Consider the following 22212-nt stretch of genomic DNA (forward strand, 5'->3'; position numbering starts at 1 on the left):
TTCCTTTTTTTCTTCCTTTCTTTTCTCGTCTTCTTGATTTTCTTGTTTTTTTTTTTTCAGGCGAAAGAGGGAAAAGAGGTTGTGAGGGGGCTCCGGGGGCTGGGAATGTGTCGACACCGCCGGTCTTGAGGTGTTCCGGGCGGGCGCACCCGTCGCGCTCGCCCCCACCGAACTGCGGCTGCTCCTGGAGTTCGCCGCGAACCCCGGCGTCGTGCTGGACCGGAACACCCTGCTGCGCAACGTGTGGGACTACGGCTGGGACGGCGACAGCCGTGTGGTGGACCTCTGCGTCCAGCGGCTGCGGAAGAAGATCGGGGCCGACCGGATCGAGACGGTCCGCGGCTTCGGCTACAAGCTGCGGCGCTGAGGTGGACACCGTACGGGACCTGCTCAACTGGCGTTCGCTGCGCTGGAGGATCGCCCTCCTCGTGGCTGTCGCCTGCTGCGCGATCGCGCTGACCGTGGGGGTGCTGGTCCACCGCAGCACCCTGGAGCGGTCGATGAACGACGGCGGCGCGAAGGCCACCGCCCAGCTGGACCGGGCCCTGGAGGACTACGCGCGCGACGGAGTGCCGCCCGAAGGGCTGGAGACGTCGCCCGCCGCGATGCCCGCCGGACTGCTGGACCGGCTGCGGCACGGGCAGGGGCCGAGCACCGGGCACGCCACCTGGTACGACGGTGACAGCCCCGGGGACCATCCGGAGATGTGGGCGGCGCGGATGTACGGGGGCGGCCCGGTGGCGATGAGCACCGACATGACGTCCGACCTGCTGACCCGGCGCGCCCTGGACCGGCACATGTGGAAGTACTCCCTGGCCGCGCTGGCCGTCGTCGTACCGCTCACGGCGCTCGCGGCCGAGCTGCCCAACCGCAGGCTGCGGCGCGTGGCACGGACCGCGCGCCGGATCGCGGCCGGTGACCTGGCCGCGAGGACCACGGACGGCCGCGGCGGCCGCGGCGGCCGCAGCGGCGACGAGATCACCGAGATCTCGGCCACCGTCGACTCGATGGCCGACAGCCTGCTCGGGCGGCTGACGGCCGAGCAGCGCTTCACCGCCGACGTCGCCCACGAACTGCGCACCCCGCTGATGGGCCTGGTCACCGCGAGCGGGCTGCTGCCCGACGGGGAGGCCACCGACCTGGTCCGGGACCGGGTGGGGGTGTTGCGCGACCTGGTGGAGGACCTGCTGGAGATCTCCCGGCTGGACGCCGGCGCCGAGCGGGCCGAACTCAGACCCGTCCCGCTCGCCGAGGTCGTCGAGGACGCGCTGGGCCGCACCGGGCTGCGGACACGGTTCGCCACCGACGGCACCGTGTACGCACGGACCGACCCGCGCCGGGTCGACCGGATCGTGGCCAACCTCGTCGTCAACGCCCACCGGCACGGCGGCGCGCCCGTCGAGGTCGCGGTGGCGGGGACGACGGTGACGGTACGGGACCACGGCCCCGGATTCCCGCGCGCGCTGCTCGCGGACGGGCCCCAGCGGTTCCGCACCGGGGCCTCGGAGCGCGGTCGGGGCCACGGCCTCGGGCTGACGATCGCGCTCGGCCAGGCCCGGGTCATCGGCGCGTCGCTGTCCTTCGCCAACGCGCCCGACGGCGGGGCCGTCGCCACGCTCCGGTTGCCCGCGGCCGACTGAGGCGCGGCGCAGCGCCGGACGGCGTTGATACACGACGGATGAGCGGCCGAGCGGTGGCCGAGGCACGGTCACGGCCGGGCCGACACCAGCGCGTTCCACGGTGGGCGGTGTGCGTGAGAGCCACGCCGTGATCCCGTGGAGGTGCCCCGTCCATGCGCCCAGTCCCCGAACCCCGCGAACGTGACACCGGTGGACCGCGGTCCGCGGCGGCCCGGTCGCTCCGTGCACGGCGCATCCCCGTGCCGGTCGCGGCCGGCGCGGCCGCCCTGGTCACCCTGATCGCACTGGGCGCGCTGGTCGTCGCCACGGGCGACGACGGCGACGGAGGCGACGGGTCCCGGACGGGCGGTCTCCTCGGCCGGCGGCCGGAGCACCGCCCCACGGTGTCGTTGCCCTGGCCGCACGAGGGGCAGACGAGCGTGCTGGTCGAGGGGCTCGGCGACGGAGGCGACCTGGGGGACCGTGGCGCGCAGAACCCGGTGCCCATCGCCAGTGTCGCCAAGGTGATGACCGCGTACGTGATCCTGCGCGACCATCCGCTGCGCGAGGGCGCGACCGGCCCCCGGGTCACCGTCGACCAGCAGGCCGCGGACGAGTCCGTGTCCGGCGTCGAGTCCAGCGTGCCGCTCAGGCAGGGGCAGCGGCTGGGCGAACGGCAGCTGCTGGAGCTGATGCTGGTCCCCTCCGGCAACAACGTCGCCCGGCTGCTGGCTCGTTGGGACGCGGGAACGCAGGAGGCCTTCGTCGTCAAGATGAACCGGGCCGCCGACCACCTCGGCATGGACCGGACCACCTACACCGGGGCCAGCGGCATCGAGGCCACCACCACCAGCACCTCCGGCGACCAGCTGAAGCTGGCCCGGCAGGTCATGCGCGATCCGGTGTTCGCAGCCGTCGTCGCCCTGCCCGGCACCACCGTCCCCGGAGTGCCCGGCACCGTCCTGAACACCAACACCCTGCTCGGCACGTCCGGCGTGATCGGGCTCAAGACCGGCTCCAGCACCCCCGCGGGCGGCGCCCTGATGTGGGCGGCCACCGCACCCGACCGCCGCGGACGTGCCCATCTCGCCCTCGGCGTCGTCCTCCACCAGCGTCCCGGCACCAGCCCGCAGGAGGGCCTGAACGCCGTCCTGGGCGTGAGCCACACCCTGGTGGAGGGCGTACGGCGATGGGTCGCCGGGACGGACCCCGCGTCCGCGGCCGGCGCCCGGTCCGGGGACCGGTGAGCCGGCCGTGACCACTCTCCTCCGCGTACCCGGCGCCCCGCCGGAACCCGAACCCGCTCGCGGACGACGGCCGGGCGGATGCCCGGGCACGTGGCGACGAGGACGCGTCGCCGCCGCCCTCGCGGCGTCGGCCGCACTCGTCATGACGGGCCACGCCCACGTCCCCAACGGGCCCGGCCACCTCGGCAGTCTCGTCGAGACCTTCCTGCCGTGGACCGGCCTGGCCGTACCGCTCCTGCTGCTGTGCGCACTGCTGCGGCGCTCCGCGACCGCCGCCGTGGCCGTCCTGCTGCCCGCCGTCGTCTGGTGCTCGCTCTTCGGCGGGGCACTGGCCGACAAACGGGCGGCCGGCGGGGACCTGACCGTCGTCACGCACAACGCCAACGAGCAGAACCCGGACCCGGCGCGCACCGCCCGTGCCCTGGCGGCCTCCGGCGCCGACCTGGTGGCCATCGAGGAAGTGGGCGACAACGCGCCGGCGTACGGCAGCGCACTGGGCGCCGCGTACCCCTTCCACTCGGTGCAGGGCACGGTCGGCCTGTGGAGCCGCTACCCGCTCACCGACACCCGGGCGGTCGACATCGCGCCCTGGCCGCGTGCCCTGCGTGCCACCGTCCGCACCCCCAAGGGGCCCGTCGCCGTCTACGTCGCCCACCTGCTGTCCGTCCGGTTCACCCCTGTGTACGGGTTCGGTACGGCCGGACGCGACGCCGCCGCGCGCGTTCTGGCCGGCGCCCTTCGCGCCGAACCCCTGCCCCGCACCCTGCTCATGGGCGACTTCAACGGCACCACGGACGACCGGGCCCTGTCGGCGGTCACGTCCCAACTGCGTTCGGCTCAGGCCGAGTCGGGTGCAGGGTTCGGCCTGACCTGGCCCGCGTCCTTCCCCGTGGCCCGGATCGACCACATCCTGGTGCGCGGTATGGAACCGCGGTCGGCCTGGACCCTCCCGGCCACGGGCAGCGATCACCTGCCGGTGGCGGCATCGGTCCGTCTGTAGGCGGGCAGGTCCACCTCCGCCCACACGACCTTGCCGCCGCCCGGCACCGGCCGGCAGCCCCATCGGCGGGACAACTGGGCCACCAGGTAGAGGCCACGGCCGTGGTCGTCCAGGGACCGTGCGCGACGCCGCCGTGGGAAGCACCCGTCCGCGTCGGACACCTCGCAGGTGAGGACCTGATGCCGGATCAGGCGCAGCACGACCGGGCCGGCGCCGTGGCACAGCGCGTTGGTGACCAGTTCGCTGACGATGAGCCTCGCCGGGTCCTCGAGCCCGTCCAGGCCCCAGGCGGTCAGTTGACGGGTCGTCACGTCCCGGGCCTGGCGGGCGGCGGTCCGGTCACCGGGCAGAGCGAAGGAGGCGACCTGGTCCGGGGCGAGGGAGCGGGTCCGGACCAGGAGCAGGGAGACGTCGTCGGACGCGGTCCGGCCGCGGAGGGCCTCCGTCGCGAGACCGCACAGGTCCTCCAGGGACCGGCCCGGCCGGGCGAGGGCGGTGCCCAGGCGGCGCATGCCCTCCTCGATGTCGTGGTCCCGGTTCTCGACCAGGCCGTCGGTGTACAGGGCGATGAGGCTCCCCTCGGGCAGCTCCACCTCCACGGCCTCGAACGGGTCTCCCAGCCCGATGCCCAGCGGGGCCCCGGTGGGCAGGTCGGGGAAGGTGACCCGGCCCTGCGGGTCGACGATGACGGGCGGGGGGTGACCGGCCCCCGCCATGGTGCAGCGGCGGGTCGCGGGGTCGTAGACGGCGTACAGACAGGTGGCGCCCATGACGGCGGGGGTCGCGTGGTCGTCACCCTCGGCCAGCCGCTGGAGGGTGTCGTCGAGGCGGGTCAGCAGTTCGTCGGGGGGCAGCTCCATGTCGGCGAGGGTGTGGACGGCGGTGCGGAGCCTTCCCATGGTCGCTGCAGCGTGCAGGCCGTGCCCGACGACGTCGCCGACGACGAGGGCGACCCGGGCGCCCGACAGCGGGATCACGTCGAACCAGTCGCCGCCGACACAGTGGTCCACGTCGGCGGGCAGGTAGCGCGATGCCGTCTCGACCGCTGCTCCGCCCTTCAACTGGCGGGGGAGCAGGGTGCGTTGCAGGGTGAGGGCCGCGGTGTGCTCGCGGGCGTACTGGCGGGCGTTGTCCAGCGACAGGGCGGCGCGGCCGACGAGCTCTTCGGCCAGCAGCAGGTCGACGTCCTGGAACGGCGACTCGTTGTCGGTGCGGACGAACAACGCCGTTCCCAGCAGCGTGCGCCGCGCCCGGATGGGAACGATCATGATCGAGTGCGCGCCGTTGCCGCGGAGCCGGTGCGCCAGCTCCGGCACGGTGTCGAGCCACGTGCCGGGAGCGGTGTTGAGCGTCGGCTCAAGGCGGGACCTGCCGGTACGCAGCACGTCGGTGAGGGGCGAGACCAGGGGCACACCGATCGGTTCGCCGCGCAGCCACGGGGATTCGGGGACCCCGGGGTGGATCGATGCGAGCCCGGCACGCCGGAAACCGGGCAGGCGCCTGCCCTCGGCGCCGACACGGACCGGAGGGCCCTCACCGAACGAGACCGACAGCTCCAGGTCCACGGCGACGTAGTCGGCGAGCAGGGGCACGGCGAGGTCGGCCAGCTCCTGGCCGGCCTGCATCACGTCCAGGGTGCTCCCGAGCCGCGCACCGGCCTCGCCGAGGACGGCGAGGCGCTCGTGAGCCCGCCGGCCCTCGACGACGTCCGCGCTGATGACGCACACGCCCAGTGCCTGGTCGTCCGCGTCCAGGAGGCATTGACAGGACACCGCGAACGGCCGCTCCCGGCCCGGAGCCGTCGGGAGCCAGGTGCGGTACTCGTGGACCCTGGAGGTGCCGCTCCGCAGCACCTGCCGCATCAGCGCCTCGATGGCCCGCGCCTCGGCGCCGGAGCGGATGTCGGGGAACCGGCGCCCGAGGCGCCGGTCACGGGGAAGGCCGTCGTGGCTCGCCATCGTTGCGTTCACGCCGGTGCACCGCAGTTGCCGATCACGGATGATGACGCCGATCGGCGCGCGGGTCAGCAGCGATCCCCGCACCGAGCCGTTGATGGAGCCGGCGGACGACGTGCCGGCATTGATCAGGGAGGCGAGCCACTGCGTCTCGCCGTCATGCCCCTGCACCATCGAGATCCGCAGCGTGGTGTCGACCATGCGGCCGTCCCGGTGGCGCACCGCCGTCACGCCAGGCCAGCCGTTCCGGGCGCGGCACTGCTCGACGAAGGCCGACATCGACAGCGCCGCCCCGTACGACGGCAGCACGTGGGCGGCTGACCGGCCCACCATGTCGCCCGCGGAGAGTCCGACGAGCTGCCGGGCGGCCTGCGTCCATCCGACCACGGTCCCCTGCTCGTCGAGCAGGGCGATGGCGGTGTCGGATATCTCGGCCGTGTTCAGCTGTTTGCCAAGAGACAAGTCGGGGCTGAATGTGGTCGCCAAGTGGCTGCCCTCGGATGGATGGGGGATGGGTGCGACAGGGGCGCGGAGCTTTGTTTGCCCCCTTTTGAAATGTTGACCGGGCAACCATCCGTTTTGTGACAACCGGCGTGCGTAGCGTCGTGACCTGCGGTTCTTCCGCAGAAGGGTGCTTGCGGCAACGTGTTCTCCCGGATGGTGGATCCACGCCGGTGTGCCCCCTCTGGCTCTGGTCACGGGTCCTGCGCGTCCCTCCGTGGGCGCCGTCGCTGCTTGTCGCGTGACCGGCGCATCCCGCGCAGCCGGAGGGCGAGGATCAGGGCCGAAACGCCGAACAGGACGGCGGTGACGGCCAGCCACCGGCCGAGGTAGACGGCGTCGGTGAGTCCTGTGGCGCCCGGGTAAGGGGCGGGCAGGCGGAGGATCAGGGGGAACCAGACCAGGAGGAGCACGCCGGACAGGAAGGCGGGCACGCGGAGGTGGTTGGTCCAAGCCCGTCCCGGCACGGCCCGGGTCCGGTGCCGCAGTACCGAGCGGGCCGAGAGGTCGGCGAGGGAGTACAGCGGCAGCAGGATCAGGTCGTGCAGGACCGCCGCACCCACCAGCCAGATCGCGACCTCCACGGGCCGGACGGCGAACAGGCGTACGCAGGCGTAGCCGGTGACGGCCAGGGAGCAGACCAGGACGAGCAGGTGCAGGGGGTTGGCGCCGTACCAGCGCAGGTAGCGGGCCATGGTCAGGCCCGGAAGGTGAGTCGGTGCACCCACTTGGTGTTGTTGACCCCGGGGTTGGCCGGCACGATGACGCGCGCCGGGTAGCCGTGGTCCATGGACAGGTACGCACCGTTGACCCGCAGGGCGAGCAGGGCCCTCGGGTCGTGGATCTGGTTCCCGCGGAGCATCACCGAGCGGTACGGCCCCGAGGGCTGGACGGACTCGACCAGCACGCTCCCGGCGCCGGGCAGACCGCTCAACGCCGCGAGGTCGGCGAGCCGCAGGCCCTCCCAGCGCTGGTCGGTGGTGGACCAGCCCTCCACGCAGGCGATCGGCAGGGCCGCGCGATGCCGTGGCATCGCGCTCAACTGCTCGCGGGAGAGGACCAGGGGCCGTCCGACGCCGTGCACCTCGAGCCGCCAGGAGGGGCCGACGAGCTCCGGGGTCACGCCGACGGACGCGGCGGTCTTGTTGATCTGGAAGGCGTCGGGTCCGCCGCCCGGATCGCGATCGTGCGGGGCGAGCAGCGCCGTGCCGCGCAGCCGCCCACCGATGCTCTGCCCTGCCGTGACCGCCAGGAGCAGGAGCGATCCGGCGCCGACCATACCCACGGCGCCCCGCCGGCTCATGGTGGCGGCCGCTGGTGCGACCGGCACCAGGCCGTCCGCATCGGGAGGTTCGGGCCGGGTGCCAGGGACGCCGATGCGCAGTTCCCGGAGGGGATTGCGACTGCGCAGGGCGCGCGTCATCCGGCGGAGCCTCAGGCTGACGTGGACGGCGAACGCGGCGATGAACACCCAGGCGCCGTAGAAGTGCAGGGTGTAGAAGGAGCCGGGGAAGACGTAGAACAGCTGGACGTTGAAGATCCCGGTCACGAACTCGAAGACGACGCCGCCCACCAGGAGGAGCAGCGACAGCCGTTCCAGCGCCTGGGCGGCCGATCGCAGCGGCGGCCATGCGAAGAGCTTGGGGATGACCGACCACAGCTTGGCCAGCACCACCGGCACGAGAGCGACGCCGAGCGTCACGTGAACGCCCTGGGTCAGCCGGTAGAGCCAGGCGGGGTGGGTGGGCCAGTCGAAGAGGTAGAAGCCCAGCAGCCCCTTGTCCGGGGTCTGGTCGTTGAGCGGGCCCAGATCCGGGTTGTACGCGGCGTACGAGAGCGCGCCGGTCACGAACACCACCGGGATGCCGAACAGCAGCACCAGACCGAAGACCGACGTCAGCCACGGCCCCCGGATCGGGCTGCGCCAGAACTCCGGACGGAAGGGACCGGTCGTTCCGGCGGCCGCCGCCGCGCGTCGTGCGCTCTCCCTCGCGCGCTCGACCGCCGTTGCGGTGAACTCCCTCAGCGGCCGTCGTGGAGGCGCCTGGGGCTCCTTCGGGCGACCCGGAGGTCCGCCCGAACCGGCCTGTGACGGCTGATCGTGATCGCGCATCGACTGACCCTCCGCTGCCAGGGCGCGTGCCGGAGGGCAACGGCCGTGATCTCGCCCCCACACATAGCCCGACCTCGGCCGTCTGTCGTCCCGCCACCACCGGGGACCGCGAGATTCCAGCCGAAGAGGCGTGCGCTCGGGGTAGGGGGGCGTCCGGGCGCCTCGCGTCGGCGGGCCCGGCCACCGGGAGTGGACGTCCCTGTTCCGTAAGGGGTCGGGGCGTTCCGCGGCGGCCTTGCGGCGGCTGTGATGGAGGCATGAGATCGCGCTTGTCTCCGCCGGTGTTCACCGGCAGGCTCCATGATCCCCGCACGGCGACCTCGATCGGACGCTGGCTCGGACTCGCCTTCGTCGTGTGCTTCGTCACCGGCCTGATCAGCCACGTGCTGCAGCGTCCGCCCATGTGGCTGGCCGGTGGTCTGCCGACCCGCCCGGTGTGGGGCTACCGGCTGACGCAGGGGCTGCACGTCGCCTCGGGTGTCGCGGCGGTTCCGCTGCTGTCGGCGAAGTTGTGGACGGTCTACCCGCGACTGTTCTCCTGGCCGCCGGTTCGGTCGGTGCGGCACGCCCTGGAGCGGTTGTCGGTCGCGGCGCTGGTGGCGGCGGCCGTGTTCGAGGTCGCCACCGGCCTGCTCAACACCGCGCAGTGGTACCCGTGGCCGTTCTCGTTCGTGCCGGTGCACTACGCAGTGGCCTGGCTGCTCACCGGATCGCTCGTGCTGCACGTCGCCGTCAAGGCCCCGGAGATCCGCGCCCACTGGAGGCGGCGGTCGCCGGGAACCCTGGCGCTGCCCCAGGAGGACGGGGCCGACCGGCGCTCGCTGCTCGCCGCCCTGGCGGCAGCGGCCGGCATGGTCACCGTGACCACGGTGGGACAGTCCTTCACCCCGCTCAAGGGCCTCATCCTGCTCGCGCCACGCCATCCGGACCACGGCCCGAGCGGCCTGCCGGTCAACCGCACCGCCGCCGCTGCCGGCGTCGGGCTGATCGTGGCCGACCGCTATCGCCTGACGGTGGCCGGGCCGCGGCCCCGCACGCTGACACTGGATGAGCTGAGGGGCCTCCCGCAGTACGGGGCGGAACTGCCGATCGCCTGCGTGGAGGGGTGGAGCAAGACGGCGCACTGGACGGGGGTGCGGGTCATGGACCTCCTGGACCTCGTGGGGGCCCCGCCCGACGCCCGGGTACGGGCGGTGTCGCTGCAGACGCGGGGCGGCTACCGGGTCTCCGAGATGGGGCACGAGTACGCCCGCGACCCGCTGACCCTGCTGGCGCTGCGTCTCAACGACGAGGAGCTCACCCCCGACCACGGCTACCCGGTGCGCCTGATCGCCCCGAACCGGCCCGGTGTGCTGCAGACCAAGTGGGTGGGCCGGCTGGAAGTGCTGTCGTGAGGACGAGCGTGACGCGGCGGCTCACGGGCGCGGCCGGTCTGGTGCTGGCGGGAGTGGGCGCGTACCAGCTGCTGGGGGTGGGCGACCTGACGGGCGTTCTGATCTGGCTGGGCGGCGCGGTGGTGCTGCACGACGTGCTCATCGCGCCGCTGGTGCTGCTCATCGGGTCGGTGCTGGTCCGCGGGGGCGTGCGCGGCCCCGTCCGCGGGGCGCTGATCGTCGCGGGCGCTGTGACGGCGGTCGCCCTGCCGGTGATGCTGCGCCCGGGGAAGCCGGCCAACTCCTCGGTCCTGCCGCTGGACTACCCGCGCAACTGGCTGGTCACGCTGGGGGCGGTGGCGGTGGTCGCGGTCCTCGTGCTCGTCGTGCGGGGTGCCCGCCGCGGCCGTCGGCCAAGACGCGCGGCGGGAAGGCTTACGAACCGCTGACGTGTCGGCGTCGTACGGTCGCCGGCCGGGCCGGTGGCCGTACGGTCGGGACATGTTGATCCTGGTCACCGGAGGTGCGGGCTTCATCGGCTCGCACGTCGTCACCGCCCTCACCGGCGCCGGGCACGAGGTGCGCGTGCTCGACGCCCTGCTGCCCGCCGCGCACCGCACGCCCCCGCCGGTTCCCGACGGGGTGGACTGGAGGCACGCGGACGTCCGTGACGCGGCGGAGGTGTCCGAGGCCCTGCGGGGCGTCGATGCCGTCTGCCATCAGGCGGCGATGGTCGGCCTCGGCAAGGACTTCGCCGACGCACCCGCCTACGTGGGCTGCAACGACCTGGGCACCGCGGTGCTCCTGGCCTGTATGGCCGCGGCCGGAGTGAGGTCCTTGCTGCTGGCGAGTTCGATGGTGGTCTACGGCGAGGGACGGTACGAGTGCCCGTCGCACGGTGTCGTGGGGCCGGGACCGCGCGAGGTGGCCGACTTGCGGGCGGGACGCTTCGAACCTCCCTGTCCGCAGTGCGGCGAACCGCTGGCGTCCGGGCTGGTGGACGAGGACGCCCCGCTCGACCCGCGCAACGTCTACGCCGCCACCAAGCTGACTCAGGAGCACCTCGCCTCCGCCTGGGCGCGCGCGGTGGGCGGACGGGTGATCGCGTTGCGGTACCACAACGTGTACGGGCCGGGGATGCCGCGTGACACCCCGTACGCCGGGGTCGCGTCGCTGTTCCGGTCCGCGCTGGAGCGCGGTGAGGCGCCACGCGTGTTCGAGGACGGCGGCCAGCGTCGTGACTTCGTCCACGTACGGGACGTGGCCGGGGCCAACCTCGCGGCCCTGGACGGACTGCCCGGTCTGCCGCAGGGGTCCGCGAGGGCGTACAACGTCGGCAGCGGTGAGCCCCACACGGTGGGGGAGATGGCCGCCGCCCTGGCCGGGGCGCACGGCACGCAGATGGTGCCGGTGGTCACGGGCGAGTACCGGCTCGGCGACGTCCGCCACATCACCGCCTCCTCGCGCAGGCTGCGTGAAGAACTGGGCTGGAAGCCGCGGGTCGCCTTCGCCGAGGGGATGACGGAGTTCGCGACGGCCCCGCTGCGAAGCGGCTGACCCGTCCGCCCGGACGGCCGCAGGGCGGGTCGGGTCCGCCTGCCCGCCGGGCGCCTCAGGCGGCGGCGGGCAGCCGGACCTCGAAGCGGCAGCCGCCGGGGACGTTGCGCACCGCCGCCCGGCCCTTGTGGGCCTCCACGATCCCCCGGACGATCGCCAGGCCCAGACCCGCTCCGGCGGGCGGGGTCCGTGCGTCGGTGCCGCGCCAGCCGGTGTCGAAGACACGGGGCAGGTCCTCCGCGGGGATGCCGCCGCAGCCGTCCGTCACCGACACGACGACGCTGTTCGCCTCCCGGCGGGCGGAGACCGCGATCGTTCCGTCGGCCGGAGTCCGGTGGATGGCGTTGACGAGCAGGTTGGCCAGCACGCGGGACATCTCGCGTCCGTCGACCTCGACCGGGACCGGCTCGACCCCGTCCCCGACGATCCGCACACCGTGCTCCATCGCGAGGGTGGCCGCGCCCGCGAGCGCGTCGCCGACGAGGTCGTAGACCGACATGCGGGTGGTGTTCAGGGCGAGCACGCCGGCCTGGATGCGGGAGAGTTCGAAGAGGTCGCCGACCATGCCGCTCATGCGTTCGACCTCCGCGCGGATGCGGGCGTGGTACAGGCTCGGGTCGTCGACCACGCCGTCCTCCAGGGCCTCGGTCATGGCCTGCAGTCCGGCGAGCGGGGTGCGTAGGTCGTGGGAGATCCATGCGACCAGCTCGCGGCGGGATTCCTCCAGGGCCCGCTCACGCTCCCTGGACGCGGCGAGCTTGGCGCTGGTGGCGGCCAGTTCACGGCCGAGTTCGGCGAGTTCGGCGGTGGGTGCGGCGGCGGGCGGGGTGAAAGTGCCGCCGTCGCCGAGGGCGCGGGTGGCCTCGGCGAGGGCCCGGCTGCCGCGGACCACGCCGCGGCCGAGCGCGAGCGCCACCCCGAGCGAGACGACCGCGGCGATGGAGCAGACCATGGTCACGACCCACAGGTCGTGGTCGGACAGGAACATGGCCCAGGACACCAGCATGGTTCCGCCGAGCATCGCCGCGACCGCGACGGCGGCGACCACCGCCAGGGACACTGCGACCGAGCGATTGCGCAGCAGCCGCAGAACGCCCGTGCCGAGCAGGCCGGCACAGGCCGCACCGATGGCCGCGTAGGCCACGATGAGGAGGGTGTCATGCACCATCGGGGGCTCCCTCGTCCGCGGTCGGAGGGTCGAACCGGTAGCCCACGCCCCACACGGTGCTGATCAGGCAGGGGTGCGCCGGGTCCTCCTCGACCTTCTCGCGCAAGCGACGGACGTGGACGGTGACGGTCGACAGGTCGCCGAACTCCCAGCCCCACACGCGGCGCATCAGCTCCTCCCGGCCGGCAGCTCGCCCGGGATTCCGCAGGAAGAACTCCAGCAGGTCGAACTCGCGGATCGTCAGGGCGAGTTCGACGCCGTTGCGAGTGACGCGGCGTGCGCCGGGGTCCAGGGCGAGGGGGCCGGCCCGCAGCTCCGATCCGGCCGGGGTCGCACGGGCGGCCTGGTCTCCCGTACGGCGCAGCACCGACTCCACCCTGAGCACGAGCTCGCGGGGGCTGAAGGGCTTGGTGACGTAGTCGTCGGCCCCGACCTCCAGGCCGAGGACGCGGTCCTCCTCGTCACCGCGCGCCGTCAGCATGATCACGGGGATCGGGCCGTCGTCGCGGATGCGGCGGCAGACCTCGAGGCCGTCCATGCCGGGAAGCATCAGGTCCAGGACGACCAGGTCGGGGGCCCGGACGGCGGCCAGGGCCACGGCGGTGGGGCCGTCGGCGGCCACGTCGACGTCGAAGCCGGCCCGGTTCAGGTAGCCGACGACGACCTCGGAGACGGTGGCGTCGTCGTCCACGACGAGTACGTGTTTCACGCCACCGAGTGTGGCACCCGGCCTTCGGCCGACGGTGGGAGCGGAGGCGGACGTCAGCGATCCGTAAGGTGCCCATATCCCTTTTGAGCTTTTTGTCTCCGTAGGGTGAGTGGGGTGATCGAGACATCCCCTCCTCCTTCCGCCCCGGTGGACGTGGTGCTGCCCTGCCTCGACGAGGCCGAGGCCCTGCCGTGGGTGCTGGACCGCATCCCCTCCCGCTGGCGCGCGATCGTCGTCGACAACGGGTCCACCGACGGCTCGGCGGACATCGCGCACGCCCTCGGGGCGCACGTGGTCCACGAACCGCGCCGCGGTTTCGGTGCCGCCTGCCACGCGGGGCTCACCGCCGCGACGGCCGACGTCGTCTGCTTCTGCGACTGCGACGCCTCCCTCGACCCCGCGCTGCTGCCCGCCGTCGCCGCGCCCGTCCTCGACGGCGTGGCCGACCTCGTCCTCGGCCGGCGCAGGCCCGTCACGCGCGGCGCCTGGCCCCTGCACGCACGGCTGGCCAACCTGGAGCTGGCGCGACTGGTCCGCCGGCGCACCGGCCTGCGCCTTCACGACCTCGGACCGATGCGCGCCGCCCGCCGCGATTCCCTGCTCGCCCTGGACCTGACCGACCGTCGCTCCGGCTACCCGCTGCAGATGGTGGTCCGCGCCGCCGACGCGGGCTGGCGGGTGGAGGAGACGGACGTGCCGTACCGCCCGCGCAGGGGCCGCTCCAAGGTCACCGGCACCTGGCGCGGTACCTGGCACGCGGTACGGGACATGCGTTCCGTCCTCGCCGAACCTCCCTCCGCCGACCTGGCGCCCGCGGCAACGGCCCGGGGAACCGGACGGTGAGCCCCCGCCACCCGGCCGGGAGCCCGGCCACGCTGCTGGTCATCGCCAAGGAGCCCGTCCCGGGGCGGGTCAAGACACGGCTCACCCCGCCCTACACGCCCCTGGAGGCGGCCACCCTCGCGGAGGCCGCCCTCGCCGACACGCTGCACACGGTGCTCAAGACCCCCGCTCGGCGTCGCGTCCTCGTTCTCGACGGCGCTCCCGGACCCTGGCTCCCGCCCGGCTTCGACGTCGTGCACCAGGGAACCGGCGGCCTGGACGAGCGGATCGCGTCCGCCTTCGCCCGCTGCGACCGCGGACCGGCCCTCCTGGTCGGCATGGACACCCCGCAACTGACCGTCGAACACCTCGCGGGGGCCGGACGCGACGGCCACGAGGCCTGGTTCGGCCCGGCCGAGGACGGCGGCTTCTGGGCGCTGGGACTCGCCGATCCGGGGCGCGCCGCGGCCCTCGTACACGGCGTCCCGATGTCCACCGGGCACACCGGTGCGACGCAGCGGCGACGGCTCGTCGAGGCAGGGCTCAGCGTGGGCGACCTGCCGGTGCTGCGCGATGTGGACACCGCCGCCGACGCCGCCGCGGTCGCCGCGTGCTGCCCGCCCGGCTCGCGCTTCGCCACCACGCTGAACTCGCTCGCGGAGACCGGCCGGTGAGCGGCACCGCAGGCGGTTCGGAACCCGCCCTCGCCGAGCGGACGCCGCGGACCGCGGCCGGCTGGAAGACCCGGACGGTGGCCCGCCCCGCCGGTCTCCCCGCACAGGCGCAGCCAGCCGCGCGGCAGTGGCCGGCGCAGCCGGGGGAACCGTGGACGGACGACCCCTACGTCCATGCCCTGCGCACCGGTCGCGGCCCGCTCTTCCTGCGCCGCCTGTCGCCTCCGGCCCCACCGGACGGCGCCGGAGGGGAAGGGGAACTGCTGCCGCTGGACGTCGAGCGCTGGTGCGCCGCCCCCGACGCAGCGGACGCCGCCGTCCTGAACCGCTGCACCGGCCCCGTCCTCGACGTGGGTTGCGGACCGGGGCGTCTGGTCGCCGCCCTCGCCGTCCGGGGGGTTCGGGCACTCGGCGTGGACGTGAGCCCTGCCGCGGTGGCCCGGACCCGGCAACACGGCGGTTCCGCCGTCCGCCGGTCCGTCTTCGACCGCCTGCCGGGGGAGGGGCGCTGGGGCAGCGTCCTGTTGATGGACGGCAACGTCGGCATCGGTGGCGACCCGTTGGCCCTCCTCACCCGCCTGCGCACCCTGGTCTCGCCGGGTGGACGCCTCCTGGCAGAGGCCGCTCCGCACGACGAGGACGAGCGCCTGACCGTCCGGGTCGAGGACGGCCACGGCCGGCACGGCCGCCCGTTCCCCTGGGCCCGCCTCGGCACCACCGTCCTGCTGCACACCGCCGAAGCCGCGGGGTGGATCCCGGCAGGCCGGTGGACCGCCGAAGGCCGCTCGTTCGTGGAACTGCGCCGCCCGCGGTCCGGCCACCGTGACGAGCCACCCACGGCCACCGGAGGGACCGGACGACCATGAGCGACGCAACCGCCGCACAGCACCAGTCCCCGCAGCCGCCGACCGGCCCGCCCGAGGCACCCGTCAACCGCGCACCGGCCCGTGTCCGCACCATCGCCGTCGCGGTCCTCCTCGCCGCACTGACCGTCGTCGTCATCGGCACCCTCCGCGCGGGCGACAGCCAGCGCGACCCGGGCCGCCTGTCGGCCGGATACGCCGTCGCCTGGACGCTGTTCGCCGCCTCGGCATGGGCCGTTCGCAAGGTCCCGGCACGCGCCGCCACCGCACTGGTCCTGACCGGAGCGGCCGCGGTGGCGCTGGCCGGGCTCGCCGCACCACCCCGCACCAGCACCGACATGTACCGCTACGCCTGGGACGGCCGCGTCCAGGCCGCGGGGATCTCCCCGTACGCCCATCCCCCCGCCGCACCCGAACTCGCCACGCTGCGGGACGACTGGCTGTTCCCCGCCACGGGTTCCTGCCGGGGCTGGGGACTGGCCCGGACGGACAGCGGCCTGTGCGCCCGCATCAACCGTCCCACCGTCCCGACCATTTACCCGCCCGTCGCCGAAGGCTGGTTCGTCACCGTCCACGTCCTCTCCCCGCAGGGCAGCCGCCACAAGCCGCTCCAAGCAGGCGGCGCCGTCGTGGCGTTCGGCACCACCGTCGCGCTGCTCGCGGTGCTGCGCCGGCGCGGCGACCCACGCCGGGCCCCGGCCCGCACCGCTCTGTGGGCGTGGTGCCCGGCCGTCCCCTTCGAGGCGGTCGACAACGCCCACGTCGACACCCTCGGTGTCCTGCTGACCGTGCTGGCCCTCGGTACCGCCACCGCGGGCGCCCGCCGTGGAGGACTGCTCGGCGCCGCCGTCGCCGTGAAACTGCTGCCGCTTCTGACGCTCCCCGGCGCGCTGTCCGGGGAGCGCAGTCCGGCCCGCATCCTGCGCACGGTGTCGGCGACGGTCGCCGTGGTCGCCCTCGCCTACCTGCCGTACGTCGCCGCGTCCGGCACGGGCGTCCTGGGCTACCTGCCCGGCTACCTGCAGGAGGAGGGATACGAACCCGGGGACGTGCACCGCTTCGCCCTGCTGCGTCTGCTGCTCCCTGACGCCGCCGCGGGAATGGTCGTCCTCGTGCTGCTCGCACTCATGGCCCTGTACGTATGGTGGCGCGGCGACCCCACCCGCCCCTGGCGCGGCGCCCTGCTGCTGACCGGTACGGCGCTGCTGCTGGTCTCGCCCAACTACCCCTGGTACTCAACTCTCGTCGTCGGCCTCGTCGCGCTCGACGGCCGCTGGGAGTGGCTGGCCGTCACCCTCGCCGGCACGGTCCTCTACCTCGGGGGCCGGTTGCTGCCGGGCGTCCCTCTCCAGGCGTGGGCCTACGGCACGGCCGCCGTGTGCGTCGTGTGCGGGGCCTGCCTGCGGGCCGCCCCGGCACAGCGACTCTTGGACGGGCGTCGGTTGGGCACCTGACGTACCTCGCCCATGACACGCGGACTCGCCCGGTCAGCTGACGGGGTTCTCGGTGCGGTCGGTGTCCCAGCGGGTGTGGTAGCTGCCGGGGCGGTCGGTGCGGCGGTAGGTGTGGGCGCCGAAATAGTCGCGTTGGGCCTGGGTGAGGGCCGCAGGCAGGCGCGGGGTGCGCAGGGTGTCGTAGTGGGCGAGGGCGGCGGCGAAGGCGGGGGCGGGGACGCCGTCGCGGGTGGCGTGGGCCACGACCAGGCGCCAGGGGAGCTGGGCTTCGCCGACTTCGCCGGCGAAGCCGGGGTCGGCGAGGAGGCTGGGCAGTGCGGGGTCGGTGGTGTAGGCGTCGCGGACGCGGTCGAGGAAGGCGGCGCGGATGATGCAGCCGGATCGCCACACCGCGGCGACGGCGGCGAGGTCGGTGTTCCAGCCGTAGGTGTTGCCGGCGGCCTGGATCTGGTGGAGGCCCTGGGTGTAGGAGATGACCTTGGAGGCGTACAGGGCCTGCTCGACCTGGTCGGTGAAGCGGGCGGCGTCGCGCTCACCGAGGACGGTGCGCGAGGGGCCGGGCAGGGCGGCGCCGGTGGCGCGCAGGGCGGTGTGTCCGGACAGGGAGCGGGCGAAGACGGCCTCGGCGATGCCGGAGACGGGGACACCCAGGTCGAGGGCGGTCTGCACGGTCCAGCGCCCGGTGCCCTTCTGCTCGGCGGCGTCGGCGACGACGTCGACGAAGGGGAGACCGGTGTCGGCGTCGCGGTGGGCGAGGACGTCGGCGGTGATCTCGATGAGGTAGGAGTTCAGGCGGCCGGTGTTCCACTGGCGGAAGACCTCGGCGATCCGCGCGGGCTTCCAACCGGTGGTGTGGCGCAGCAGGTGGTAGGCCTCGGCGATGAGTTGCATGTCGGCGTACTCGATGCCGTTGTGGACCATTTTGACGAAGTGGCCGGCGCCGTCGGGGCCGAGGTGGGCGACGGCTGGGCTGCCGTCGGGGGTGGTGGCGGCGATGTCGGTCAGGACGGGGGCCAGGAGCTGGTAGGCCTCTTGGGAGCCGCCGGGCATGATGCTGGGGCCGTTCAGCGCGCCGTCCTCGCCGCCGGAGATGCCGGTGCCCAGGAAGTGGATGCCGCGTTCGTGCAGCGTGGCTTCGCGGCGGCGGGTGTCGGCGAAGTGGGCGTTGCCGCCGTCGACGATGACGTCACCGGGTTCCAGCAGCGGCGCGTACTCGTCGATCACGTCGTCGGTGGGCTTGCCGGCCTGCACCATGACGATCAGACGCCGGGGCCGTTGCAGGGCGGCGACCATCTCCTTGGCGGAATCCGCGGCGATGAAGGTGCCCTCGTGGCCGAAGTCGTCGACGAGGGCCTGGGTGCGGGCGGTGGTGCGGTTGTGGACGGCCACGGTGTAGCCGTGACGGGCCAGGTTGCGGGCGAGGTTGCGGCCCATCACGGCGAGGCCGGTGACGCCGATCTGTGCGGTGGGGAACACGGTTCTTCCTTCGGGTCTTTGGCGGTGGCGTAGTGGTTGCGGGAACCTGGGGCTGCTCGTCGCTGGGAGGGGGCAGGCCACCGCTGGCTCAGGCCCCTTTGCCAGCAGTGGCCACGACCGGGACCCTTGGTGCACGCGCACTACGGGTCCCGTGCATCGGCCGGCTTTCAGGCGGCGGCCTGTCGCGGCGGAAGGAAGGCACCGGCGGTCTCCGGGTCGGGCCACGGTGTGACGGTCTCCCCGGCGACGAGCCAGCCGTAGGCACCTCCCCGCTTCAGGCGCAGCTCGTAGAGGAAGGGGGCGGTGGTGTCGCTCATGCGCCGGTAGAGAAGCGCGGTCGCGTACTCGCCCTGGTCCTCGGCGTGCAGGACCTTGTACTCGGTGGACAGGGGCGTCTCACCCGCCTGTCCCCGGGCCGCGAACTCCGCGAAGACCTCCTTGCGGGGAGCTGCCGCGATGGCTCCTTCCCGGGTCGGGAAGAGGATCGCCATGTCGTCGGTGTAGAGCTTCTCCATGGCGTCCATGCGGTAGTTGCTGCCGTCGTGCACGACGCGGGAGATGAACTCCTGCATCTCAGTGGTGATGGCACTCATGGCTTTTCTCCTTCTGCTGGGTGTTGAGGTACGCCGGCGGTCAGTCCGGTCAACGGCCGACCGGCGGCGGCATCGCGAGGAGCGCCCTCAACGACACTTTGTGGATGGCAGGGCGAGGATTCACTCGGACTCTGGCCGACACCTGCATCTGGCCCTGCGTGTACGCCGGGAAATGATCGTTCGACGTATGCCGAACAACCTAACACGGCCGAGTTCGCCCTGAACGTTGCGACCGGCGTGACGGCTCTCTCATTGCACGTGCACACGGTGTCACCCATGCGTCGGAACAAGGTCCGTGAGCTATGCCACCTTCGCGACATCCCCGGTCGGCGAATGGCCGGTGTACGGTCGCAAGCGACGTTCGATGACTGGCGAAACATGGCGTACGCCCGGCCTGTTGTCGTGCGCGAAGGGGCCCCCACCCGCCAATGAGCGGCGTGACACCGTGCCCACACGAAATCAACGCAACATTGGCCACCGCATCGCAGGGGCGCTGTTTTCCTGCGCGAAATGGGCCGCCGAACTCCTCTCAGGCCCACGCCAGGCATATCCCGCTGAATCGAAATGACCGACTGGAGTGAGTAACGCATGGCGAGTCAAGCGAGCAATCTCAGCCGTCGACGGTTGCTGTACGCCATGGGGGCGCTGGGCGCGGGAACCGCCGCGGCGGCGATGGCGTCCGGCGTCGCCGAGGCCGTCACGGGAACGGGCGCCACGACTGCGGGCTCGTTCCCGCCGCCTCCGGGCAACGGCGCGGTCGTGCCCATGAGGCTGCATGTGCCGGAGCGCATGCTGGACGATCTGCGGCGACGCCTGGCCATGACTCGGTGGCCGACCGAGGAACTCGTGGACGACTGGTCCCAGGGGGCTCCGCTGTGGCGGGTCAAGCGACTCGTGGAGCACTGGCAGCGACACTACGACTGGCGCAGGGTGGAGGCGCTGCTCAACGGATTCGGGCAGTACCGCACCGTGATCGACGGTGTGAGCATCCATTTCCTGCATGCCAGGTCACCGCACCGCGACGCCATGCCCATCATGCTCACCCACGGCTGGCCGGGCTCGATCCTGGAGTTCCGCAAGGTGATCCGGCGCCTGACCCACCCGACCGAGTTCGGTGGATCCGCGCGTGACGCATTCCACGTGGTCACACCGTCCCTCCCGGGATTCGGCTTCTCCGGTCAGCCGGACGCCGTGGGATGGGGGCGCGTGAGGACGGCGAAGGCCTGGGCGAAGATCATGCCTCGCCTTGGGTACGACCACTACCTCTCCCAGGGAGGGGACTGGGGAGCTGCCGTCAATGTGCAGCTGGGGGTCCTGCGTCCCAAGGGATTGCTGGGCATCCACCTGAATTTCCCTCAGATCGTCCCCCCTGATCTCGACCCGAAGCGCCTCACTCCGGAGGAGCGGGTCGCGATGAACCAACTGAACGCACAACAGCAGAACGAGATCGGCTACCAGCTCCAGATGATGACCAGGCCCCAGACCGTGTCCTACTCCCTGGCGGACTCCCCGGTCGGGCAGGCCGCCTGGATCTACGAGAAATTCGGTGTCTGGACCGACAGTGACAAGAACCCCGAGTCGGTCCTCACCCTGGACGAGATGCTGGACGACATCACTCTGTACTGGCTGACGAATACGGCGGAGTCCGCCGCACGCTTCTACCGGGAGAACTCGGACATCACCATGAACGCGGTCAAGATCGACGTGCCCATGGGCGTCACACTGTTCCCCAAGGAGTTCTACACGCCGCCGCGCGCATGGGCCGAGAAGGTCTTCCCCAGCCTCGTCTACTGGAATCGGGCCAGCAGGGGCGGGCACTTCGCGGCGTTCGAGCAGCCGAAGATCTTCGCGGAGGAGGTGCGCCGATTCGGCCGGCTCTTCCGCTGACATCCTGCTGCGCCCACAGGCGGCCCACCGCCGAACGCGGTGGGCCGCTTGCGTTTCTCCGGCACGGTACGGCACGGCGCGGCGTCGCGCAGCAGCCGCCGGGGCGACCTGCGGCGCGTGTCATGCCTCACCTTTCCCATCAAAGCGTTTCACACGTGATGTACCTTGTTCGTAGTTCGCCGAACATCGAACAAAGGAGAGAGAGTCCATGACCACCACATCTCACCTGCCCTTCTCCGGTCACGTCGCCATCGTCACCGGCGCGGGATCCGGTATCGGCCGTGCGACGGCACTCGCTTTGGCGCAGGCCGGGGCGAACGTGCTCGGCGTCGGTCGCCGGATGGATGCCCTCGTGGAAACAGCCAAGGCCCACCCGAACATCGAAGCCCTGTCCGTGAACCTCGTCGACGACGGCGCGCCCGCGCAGGTCGTCAACACCGCCGTGGCGCGTTGGGGACGGCTCGACCTGCTGGTGAACAACGCAGGCGCCACGGCCGTCATGCCCCTGGCCGAGGCGGACAAGCAGGTCATCACCGACCTGTTCGCCCTCAACGTGGTGGCCCCGAGCATGCTGGCGCACGAAGCCCTGCCCCATCTGCGCACGTCCTCCGGCAGCATCGTCAACGTGTCGAGCACCTACGGACACCGCCCGATGTCCGGCGGATCCCACTATGCGGCCACCAAGGCCGCGATCGAGCAGATGACCCGCAGCTGGGCCCTCGAGCTCGCGGCGGAGGGCATCCGCGTCAACTCCGTCGCTCCCGGCCCCACCCGGACCGACGTCATGGTCGCCGCAGGCCTGACCCCCGAGGCGATCAACGACATGTACGCGTACGAGCGCGACCGCATCCCCACGCACCGCATCGGGGACGTCGAGGACATCGCCCACTGGATCCTGCGCATGGCCGAGCCGGCTGGACGCCAGGCCACCGGGCAGGTCATCACCGTCGACGGCGGCCTGGAACTCATCTGACGTCACCGCCGTCACAGCTGACGCGGGCGCCAGGCGTGGGAGGTGCGGAGGTGCGGGAGGTGCCGGGAACGGTTGGGGCCGCCGATGCGCCGCCGTTAGGGTGTCAGCAAGGCGTCAAGAAGAGGCGCCCGGTGTGCCGGGAAGTCTGGTCGGCGTTGTGAGGGGCCCCGTGCCCGTTGCCGCCGACGCCCCGGAGGTTCGCCCATATGGCCACCGCCCCCCGTTCCC

19 protein-coding genes and 1 pseudogene are annotated in these 22212 nt (G+C 72.7%); 13 read left to right on the plus strand and 7 right to left on the minus strand.

Annotated elements, in window-relative coordinates; translation table 11 throughout:
• Nucleotides 1–109 precede the first annotated feature (109 nt).
• The 4 genes and pseudogenes from PV341_RS29900 to PV341_RS29915 form a co-directional block, all read left to right on the plus strand.
• A pseudogene (locus PV341_RS29900) lies at nucleotides 110–367 on the plus strand (winged helix-turn-helix domain-containing protein); the annotation flags it as partial.
• A gap of 1 nt (nucleotide 368) precedes the next feature.
• Nucleotides 369–1640, plus strand: a complete 1272-nt coding sequence (locus PV341_RS29905; protein ID WP_500359466.1) for an ATP-binding protein — start codon at nucleotides 369–371, stop codon at nucleotides 1638–1640.
• 152 nt (nucleotides 1641–1792) lie between these two features.
• Nucleotides 1793–2866, plus strand: coding sequence for a D-alanyl-D-alanine carboxypeptidase family protein (locus PV341_RS29910; protein ID WP_500359467.1), 1074 nt, complete (start codon nucleotides 1793–1795; stop codon nucleotides 2864–2866).
• A 142-nt stretch (nucleotides 2867–3008) separates the two neighbouring features.
• Nucleotides 3009–3866, plus strand: coding sequence for an endonuclease/exonuclease/phosphatase family protein (locus tag PV341_RS29915; protein WP_500359468.1), 858 nt, complete (start codon nucleotides 3009–3011; stop codon nucleotides 3864–3866).
• Here PV341_RS29915 and PV341_RS29920 read toward each other — a convergent pair.
• From PV341_RS29920 to PV341_RS29930, 3 genes are all read right to left on the minus strand, one after another.
• Entirely contained in the window at nucleotides 3833–6283 is a 2451-nt protein-coding gene (locus PV341_RS29920; protein ID WP_500359469.1) for a SpoIIE family protein phosphatase, read from the minus strand. The genes PV341_RS29915 and PV341_RS29920 overlap by 34 nt on opposite strands.
• Nucleotides 6284–6516: 233 nt before the next feature.
• Nucleotides 6517–7017, minus strand: a complete 501-nt coding sequence (locus PV341_RS29925; protein WP_500359475.1) for a hypothetical protein — start codon at nucleotides 7015–7017, stop codon at nucleotides 6517–6519.
• A 2-nt stretch (nucleotides 7018–7019) separates the two neighbouring features.
• Nucleotides 7020–8435 (minus strand): molybdopterin-dependent oxidoreductase, encoded by a 1416-nt coding sequence (locus PV341_RS29930; RefSeq protein WP_500325908.1) that lies wholly within the window; start codon nucleotides 8433–8435, stop codon nucleotides 7020–7022.
• 257 nt (nucleotides 8436–8692) lie between these two features.
• Here PV341_RS29930 and PV341_RS29935 point away from each other — a divergent pair, with 257 nt between their 5' ends.
• From PV341_RS29935 to PV341_RS29945, 3 genes are read left to right on the plus strand one after another with little or no spacing between them, the layout of a single operon-like run.
• The gene (locus PV341_RS29935; RefSeq protein WP_500359470.1) at nucleotides 8693–9829 is read left to right on the plus strand and encodes a molybdopterin-dependent oxidoreductase; all 1137 of its coding nucleotides are present in this window, start codon (nucleotides 8693–8695) and stop codon (nucleotides 9827–9829) included.
• Entirely contained in the window at nucleotides 9826–10257 is a 432-nt protein-coding gene (locus PV341_RS29940; protein WP_500325904.1) for a hypothetical protein, read from the plus strand. Before PV341_RS29935 ends, PV341_RS29940 begins: the two co-directional genes overlap by 4 nt.
• Before the next feature lie 52 nt (nucleotides 10258–10309).
• Complete coding sequence (locus tag PV341_RS29945) at nucleotides 10310–11365, plus strand: NAD-dependent epimerase/dehydratase family protein (RefSeq protein WP_500325902.1); 1056 nt, start codon at nucleotides 10310–10312, stop codon at nucleotides 11363–11365.
• Nucleotides 11366–11420: 55 nt separating this feature from the next.
• Here PV341_RS29945 and PV341_RS29950 read toward each other — a convergent pair whose 3' ends face one another.
• Nucleotides 11421–12533, minus strand: coding sequence for a sensor histidine kinase (locus PV341_RS29950; RefSeq protein ID WP_500359471.1), 1113 nt, complete (start codon nucleotides 12531–12533; stop codon nucleotides 11421–11423).
• The gene (locus PV341_RS29955; protein WP_500359472.1) at nucleotides 12523–13242 is read right to left on the minus strand and encodes a response regulator transcription factor; all 720 of its coding nucleotides are present in this window, start codon (nucleotides 13240–13242) and stop codon (nucleotides 12523–12525) included. The genes PV341_RS29950 and PV341_RS29955 overlap by 11 nt, the downstream gene beginning before the upstream one ends.
• A 114-nt stretch (nucleotides 13243–13356) precedes the next feature.
• Here PV341_RS29955 and PV341_RS29960 point away from each other — a divergent pair, with 114 nt between their 5' ends.
• From PV341_RS29960 to PV341_RS29975, 4 genes are read left to right on the plus strand one after another with little or no spacing between them, the layout of a single operon-like run.
• Nucleotides 13357–14085 carry a glycosyltransferase family 2 protein gene (locus tag PV341_RS29960; RefSeq protein WP_500325896.1) on the plus strand — a complete coding sequence of 243 codons (729 nt, stop codon included), beginning with the start codon at nucleotides 13357–13359 and terminating at the stop codon, nucleotides 14083–14085.
• The gene (locus PV341_RS29965; protein ID WP_500325894.1) at nucleotides 14082–14738 is read left to right on the plus strand and encodes a TIGR04282 family arsenosugar biosynthesis glycosyltransferase; all 657 of its coding nucleotides are present in this window, start codon (nucleotides 14082–14084) and stop codon (nucleotides 14736–14738) included. Before PV341_RS29960 ends, PV341_RS29965 begins: the two co-directional genes overlap by 4 nt.
• Nucleotides 14735–15604: a methyltransferase domain-containing protein gene (locus PV341_RS29970; RefSeq protein WP_500325892.1), complete on the plus strand. Its 870-nt coding sequence runs from the start codon at nucleotides 14735–14737 to the stop codon at nucleotides 15602–15604. The genes PV341_RS29965 and PV341_RS29970 overlap by 4 nt, the downstream gene beginning before the upstream one ends.
• Nucleotides 15601–17055: a glycosyltransferase 87 family protein gene (locus tag PV341_RS29975; RefSeq protein ID WP_500359473.1), complete on the plus strand. Its 1455-nt coding sequence runs from the start codon at nucleotides 15601–15603 to the stop codon at nucleotides 17053–17055. The genes PV341_RS29970 and PV341_RS29975 overlap by 4 nt, the downstream gene beginning before the upstream one ends.
• A 33-nt stretch (nucleotides 17056–17088) precedes the next feature.
• Here the strand turns inward: PV341_RS29975 and gnd are convergent, their stop codons facing one another.
• Together gnd and PV341_RS29985 are read right to left on the minus strand one after the other, a co-directional pair.
• Nucleotides 17089–18531 (minus strand): NADP-dependent phosphogluconate dehydrogenase, encoded by a 1443-nt coding sequence (gene gnd / locus PV341_RS29980; protein WP_500325888.1) that lies wholly within the window; start codon nucleotides 18529–18531, stop codon nucleotides 17089–17091.
• A 167-nt stretch (nucleotides 18532–18698) separates the two neighbouring features.
• Nucleotides 18699–19124: a hypothetical protein gene (locus PV341_RS29985; protein ID WP_500325886.1), complete on the minus strand. Its 426-nt coding sequence runs from the start codon at nucleotides 19122–19124 to the stop codon at nucleotides 18699–18701.
• A gap of 588 nt (nucleotides 19125–19712) precedes the next feature.
• Here PV341_RS29985 and PV341_RS29990 point away from each other — a divergent pair.
• Both PV341_RS29990 and PV341_RS29995 read left to right on the plus strand, forming a co-directional pair.
• Nucleotides 19713–21011, plus strand: a complete 1299-nt coding sequence (locus tag PV341_RS29990; RefSeq protein WP_500359474.1) for an epoxide hydrolase family protein — start codon at nucleotides 19713–19715, stop codon at nucleotides 21009–21011.
• A 208-nt stretch (nucleotides 21012–21219) separates the two neighbouring features.
• Nucleotides 21220–21984 carry an SDR family NAD(P)-dependent oxidoreductase gene (locus PV341_RS29995; protein ID WP_500325882.1) on the plus strand — a complete coding sequence of 255 codons (765 nt, stop codon included), beginning with the start codon at nucleotides 21220–21222 and terminating at the stop codon, nucleotides 21982–21984.
• Nucleotides 21985–22212: the final 228 nt, after the last annotated feature.

It is taken from the genome of Streptomyces sp. PA03-1a (assembly GCF_033792805.1).
Lineage (GTDB): Bacteria > Actinomycetota > Actinomycetes > Streptomycetales > Streptomycetaceae > Actinacidiphila.